This is a genomic window from Microcoleus sp. Pol12B4, from assembly GCF_036701385.1.
Classification (GTDB): Bacteria; Cyanobacteriota; Cyanobacteriia; order Cyanobacteriales; family Microcoleaceae; genus Microcoleus.
The window spans coordinates 1-4,695 of record NZ_JAUBQR010000330.1 but is presented as its reverse complement, the minus strand read 5'-3'; the positions used below and the strand labels follow the sequence as shown (position 1 = coordinate 4,695).

Below are 4,695 nucleotides of genomic sequence, written 5' to 3'. Positions count from 1 at the left end.
TCTTCGATCGACACATCAAACGTCCGGGCCAATTTTAGCAGAGCACCGATGTCAGTCATTACCATACGGGGCGATCGGGCATAAGTTTTAACAGTATTGTAGGATACGCCGGAGGGATCGGCTACTTCCTTTAGCGATCGGGCTTCGAGCGCCTTTAAGGTCTAATTAGTAGCTTAAAGCTCGATCGCCCAAAATCAAACATTACCAACTTCCGCCAACTCAGCGCCACCAACAGAATCTTCCTCTTCCCCTTTATCCCCTTCATCAACTACAACAGATAACTTCAATCCCAAAACCTTCAGCCAATTAGCCAAAGCATAAATTGTCGCACTTCCTTCTCCCGACAACAAAATATCTAACTTTTCCAAATGCAATTTAGCATCCTCAGCAGACATATTTGGTTCGCCCAGAGCCTCAAATACATCTCGAAGTGCTTTTCGCATGATTCCTAATTCCAAATCTCCTTCTTCCTCCTCAAGTATCTCTGTGAGGTAAGCCACAGCAAATAAGGGGTCTTTGAGAGATTTAATTTTTAACGGATGGTAAGGTACGCTTTTAGGCATTTTCTCTGCTCCTGTATTCTCTCCAATATTTCTTAGCTGTGCTAATATCTTGCTCTTGAGTGCTTTTATCTCCACCACACAGCAGAAGCACTATAGTTGTTTCTATTTGTCCAAAATAGACGCGGTAGCCCGGGCCAAAGTCAATCCTAAATTCCCAGACTCCCTCTCCCAGCGATCGAGAATCTCCCAGATTGCCATCGCTAACCCGCTCAAGCCTTTTAATAATCTTGGCTTTGCCTTTAAAGTCTCGAAGAGATTCCAACCACTCGGAAAAAGGAATTTTGCCATCAGGTATCTGATACTGCTGAATATCTCTCTCGTTGTACTTCCATAAGGTCGATCAAACTTGCACCCTCATCTTAATATCGGCGATCGCCCCGTATCCAACCTTCTTCACCAGGGCCAACTCAAAATCGCCGATCGAAAGGAACTCTGCCGTTAGGGGTAGTGTAACGCTACATTTCTCTCTGTTGCGCTTCCATAATCTTGATTCTAGCGACGATCGCACTCCAATCTTACAGCCCCGCTCGATCGGCCCTTGACTCCATGCGCTACAATTATTAAGAAATCTTTAGTTAGATCCGTTTAACGTTCCAGACGCATTATGAGTCTTCCCATTCGCAACGTCGCCATCATTGCTCACGTCGATCACGGCAAAACCACCCTTGTGGACGCTCTCCTCAGACAGTCCGGGATCTTCCGCGAAGGGGAAGAAATCCCAGATTGCGTCATGGACTCCAACGACATCGAGCGCGAGCGTGGCATTACCATCCTTTCCAAAAACACCGCCGTCAGGTACGGAGAAACCCTGATCAACATCGTCGATACCCCCGGACACGCGGACTTCGGCGGAGAAGTCGAACGAGTTCTCGGCATGGTTGACGGCTGTCTGCTGATCGTAGACGCCAACGAAGGCCCGATGCCGCAAACCCGGTTCGTGCTCAAAAAAGCCCTAGAAAAAGGACTGCGCCCGATCGTCTTTGTGAATAAGATCGATCGCGAGCGAGCCGACCCCCACAAAGCCGTCGATAAAGTTTTGGATCTGTTCCTCGAACTAGGTGCTGACGACGATCAGTGCGAATTTCCCTATCTCTTCGGTTCCGGCTTAAGCGGTTACGCCAAAAAACACCTCGAAGACGAAGGGGTAGATATGAAGCCCCTGTTTGAAGAAATCCTCGACCACGTACCACCCCCCGTAGGCGACCCCAACAAGCCACTACAACTGCAAGTAACCACCTTAGATTACTCAGAATACGTCGGTCGCATTGTCATCGGCCGCATCCACAACGGCACGATTAGAATCGGTCAACAAGCAGTCTTAATCACCGAAAGCGGCGCGATTGTCAAATCAAAAATTACCAAATTGATGGGCTTTGAAGGCCTGAAGCGGATTGATATCCCAGAATCTTCTGCTGGTAATCTTGTCGCCGTTGCCGGTTTTGCTGATGCGTATATTGGCGAGACAATTACCTGTCCGAACGACCCGCAAGCGCTGCCTTTAATCAAGGTAGATGAACCGACTTTGCAGATGACTTTCTCGGTGAACGATTCGCCGTTCTGCGGTCAAGAAGGAAGTTTGGTGACATCTCGGCAAATTCGCGATCGGCTAATGCGAGAACTCCAAACCAACGTCGCCTTGCGCGTCGAAGAAACCGAATCTCCCGATAAATTCCTCGTATCCGGCCGCGGCGAACTCCACCTCGGCATCCTGATCGAAAATATGCGTCGCGAAGGATACGAATTCCAAGTATCTCAACCGCAAGTAATCTTCCGCGAAATCGGCGGTCGTCCCTGCGAACCCTTTGAATGTTTGGTGTTAGACGTACCCGAAGAAGCAGTCGGCGGCTGCATCGAACGCCTCGGTCAGCGGAAAGCAGAAATGCAAGATATGCACGTCAGCAGCACCGGTCGCACCCAAATCGAATTTTCAGTCCCTGCTCGCGGTTTGATTGGATTCCGAGGCGAGTTCATGCGCTTGACTCGCGGCGCTGGAATTATGAACCACAGCTTCCTCGACTATCGCCCCCTCGGTGGAGAAATTATCGCCCGTCGCAACGGAGTATTGATTTCTTTTGAAGAAGGAATTGCAACTACTTATTCACTGAAAAATGCTGAAGACCGCGGCGTATTTTTCATTACCCCCGGAACCAAGGTTTACAGAGGGATGATTATCGGAGAAAACAACCGAGATGAAGACATGGAGCTGAATATTTGCAAGTCGAAGCAGTTGACAAACCACCGCGCATCTGGCGGTGAAGAATTGGCGCAATTGCAAGCACCAGTCGATATGAGTTTGGAGCGTGCTTTGGAGTACATCGGTCAGGATGAATTGGTGGAAGTAACGCCGAAATCAATTCGCCTGCGGAAGGTTTCTAAGAAGTTGGTGAAACGCTAAAACAACTTAAGGGCTGGCAATTTGGCCAGCCCTTAGTGTCAACTTCAAACTGTATTTAAAGGCAATATTAATTTTTATAGAAATCAAAAATAGGTAAAAACGATGTCAACAGTTTATCGTTTAAAAGCCAGTGAACTAGATCGTAACTTTTTAGAACAAATTAAAGCGATTTTTGGAGATAAAGAGATTGAAATAATTGTCTCAGAATGCGATGAAACCGAATATCTTTTGAAATCGGAAGTCAATAAAACCAAACTGTTGAAAGCTATTGAAAATGTTAAAGACAGACAAAATTTAGTTGAAGTGGATCTACAGGATTTGCAATGAGCAGAAGAATTATTTTTGAATCTTCTGCTTTGGCAGATTTTAATGAATGGTCAAAATTAGACAAAAAGATTTATCGCAAAATTGTAGAATTGATTAAAGATATAGATCGATCGCCCTTTGAAGGATTGGGCAAACCTGAACCTCTGAAATACGAGTTAAGTGGTTTTTGGTCGAGGCGCATTGATAACGAACATCGTTTGGTTTACCACGTTACGGATGAAGAAATTGCGATCGCAGCTTGTAAGAATCATTATAGTGAATGAAGCTTTAAGCAATGTAGCGATTGCTCTTTTTATCAATTTACTAAATGCGATCGCTCTCAATATTCTTCCTGAAGTTCTTCTATTAGATCAAGTACCTCTTGATAATTTTCTTCTTTTTCCTGTACATGATATAAATTTTTAGCGTGGTGAAGATCCAGAGCTGCTTTTTGGTGATTTCCCAAATGACCGTAGACAATGCCTCGGTTGTGATAAGCTTCAGCAAATTTCCGTTCAAGCTGAATTGCCTGAGTGTAATTCTCAAGCGCTTTCTCTTTTTCCCCGAACCTAAAACGAATAACCCCCATGTTGTAGAAGGTTTTTTCATTATGGGGATTCAGCCAAGCTGACTGAGTATAATCTTCAAGCGCTTTTTGCAGATCGCCTAGTTTCAAAAAGTAGACATCACCTCGATTATTCCAAGCAAGGGCATCATCAGGACTTAGTTCAATTGCTTGGGTGAAATCTTTAAGTGCCGCTTGCAGATCCCCTATTTCTAAATTATTAAAACCTCGGTCATTGTAGGCTTGAGCATACTCAGGATTTAGTTGAATTGCTCGGGTGTGATCGATCCGTGCTCCTCTGTAATCACCTGAGTTAGAATAAATAATACCCAGGTTGTTGTGAAATATTGCACAATAAGGATTGAGCAATATCGCCTCTGTGTAATCCTCAATTGCTCCCGGATCGTCCCTTAGTTCATGCCGAACATTAGCTCGGTTATTGTAGGCATCTGCATAATTAGGATTAAGCTTAATTGCTTGATTAAAATTTTCAATTGCTTCCTCAAAATCTCTTTCCTTAGCCTTGTCCATTCCCAGATTATTGAAGTTTTCAGGAATCATCTGAGAGTGCGATGGCACTGTCTCCACCAGAGCATCAATATCATTCTCTGAAAGAGAAGGTGCAATTACTGGCTTATTTTCAACAGAGTTAGATGACCTGGTTTTATATCCTGCTAGCTCAAGCCAATCTGGGATATCTCTCCAGTTTTTAACCGTGTTAGTAGATTTGTTTGTAAGTTTTTCAACGTATCGATAAATGGTTTGACAGAGAGTCGTGTCAATTCCCCTAGCATTTTTATATAGCTTTGTAGCCATTTCATTTGAACTGTAGTCGCAAAGCAATCCGCGTAGATATAGCTTTTCTA

6 protein-coding genes are annotated in these 4,695 nt (G+C 44.6%); 3 read left to right on the top strand and 3 right to left on the bottom strand.

Translation table 11 applies throughout. From position 1 onward, the window contains the following. Positions 1-194: 194 nt before the first annotated feature. Positions 195-563, bottom strand: a complete 369-nt coding sequence (locus QUA38_RS27425; RefSeq protein ID WP_333094474.1) for a transcriptional regulator — start codon at positions 561-563, stop codon at positions 195-197. After that, positions 556-873: a type II toxin-antitoxin system RelE/ParE family toxin gene (locus QUA38_RS27420; protein ID WP_333094619.1), complete on the bottom strand. Its 318-nt coding sequence runs from the start codon at positions 871-873 to the stop codon at positions 556-558. The genes QUA38_RS27425 and QUA38_RS27420 overlap by 8 nt, the downstream gene beginning before the upstream one ends. A gap of 294 nt (positions 874-1,167) precedes the next feature. Here QUA38_RS27420 and typA point away from each other — a divergent pair, with 294 nt between their 5' ends. From typA to QUA38_RS27405, 3 genes are all read left to right on the top strand, one after another. Further along, positions 1,168-2,958, top strand: a complete 1,791-nt coding sequence (gene typA, locus QUA38_RS27415) for a translational GTPase TypA (RefSeq protein WP_333131827.1) — start codon at positions 1,168-1,170, stop codon at positions 2,956-2,958. Positions 2,959-3,060: 102 nt separating this feature from the next. Next, entirely contained in the window at positions 3,061-3,285 is a 225-nt protein-coding gene (locus QUA38_RS27410; RefSeq protein ID WP_333167468.1) for a hypothetical protein, read from the top strand. Next, entirely contained in the window at positions 3,282-3,548 is a 267-nt protein-coding gene (locus QUA38_RS27405; protein WP_333167466.1) for a Txe/YoeB family addiction module toxin, read from the top strand. Before QUA38_RS27410 ends, QUA38_RS27405 begins: the two co-directional genes overlap by 4 nt. 56 nt (positions 3,549-3,604) lie before the next feature. Here the strand turns inward: QUA38_RS27405 and QUA38_RS27400 are convergent. Next, on the bottom strand, positions 3,605-4,695 hold a 1,091-nt coding region (locus QUA38_RS27400), incomplete at its 5' end, for a tetratricopeptide repeat protein (RefSeq protein WP_333167464.1).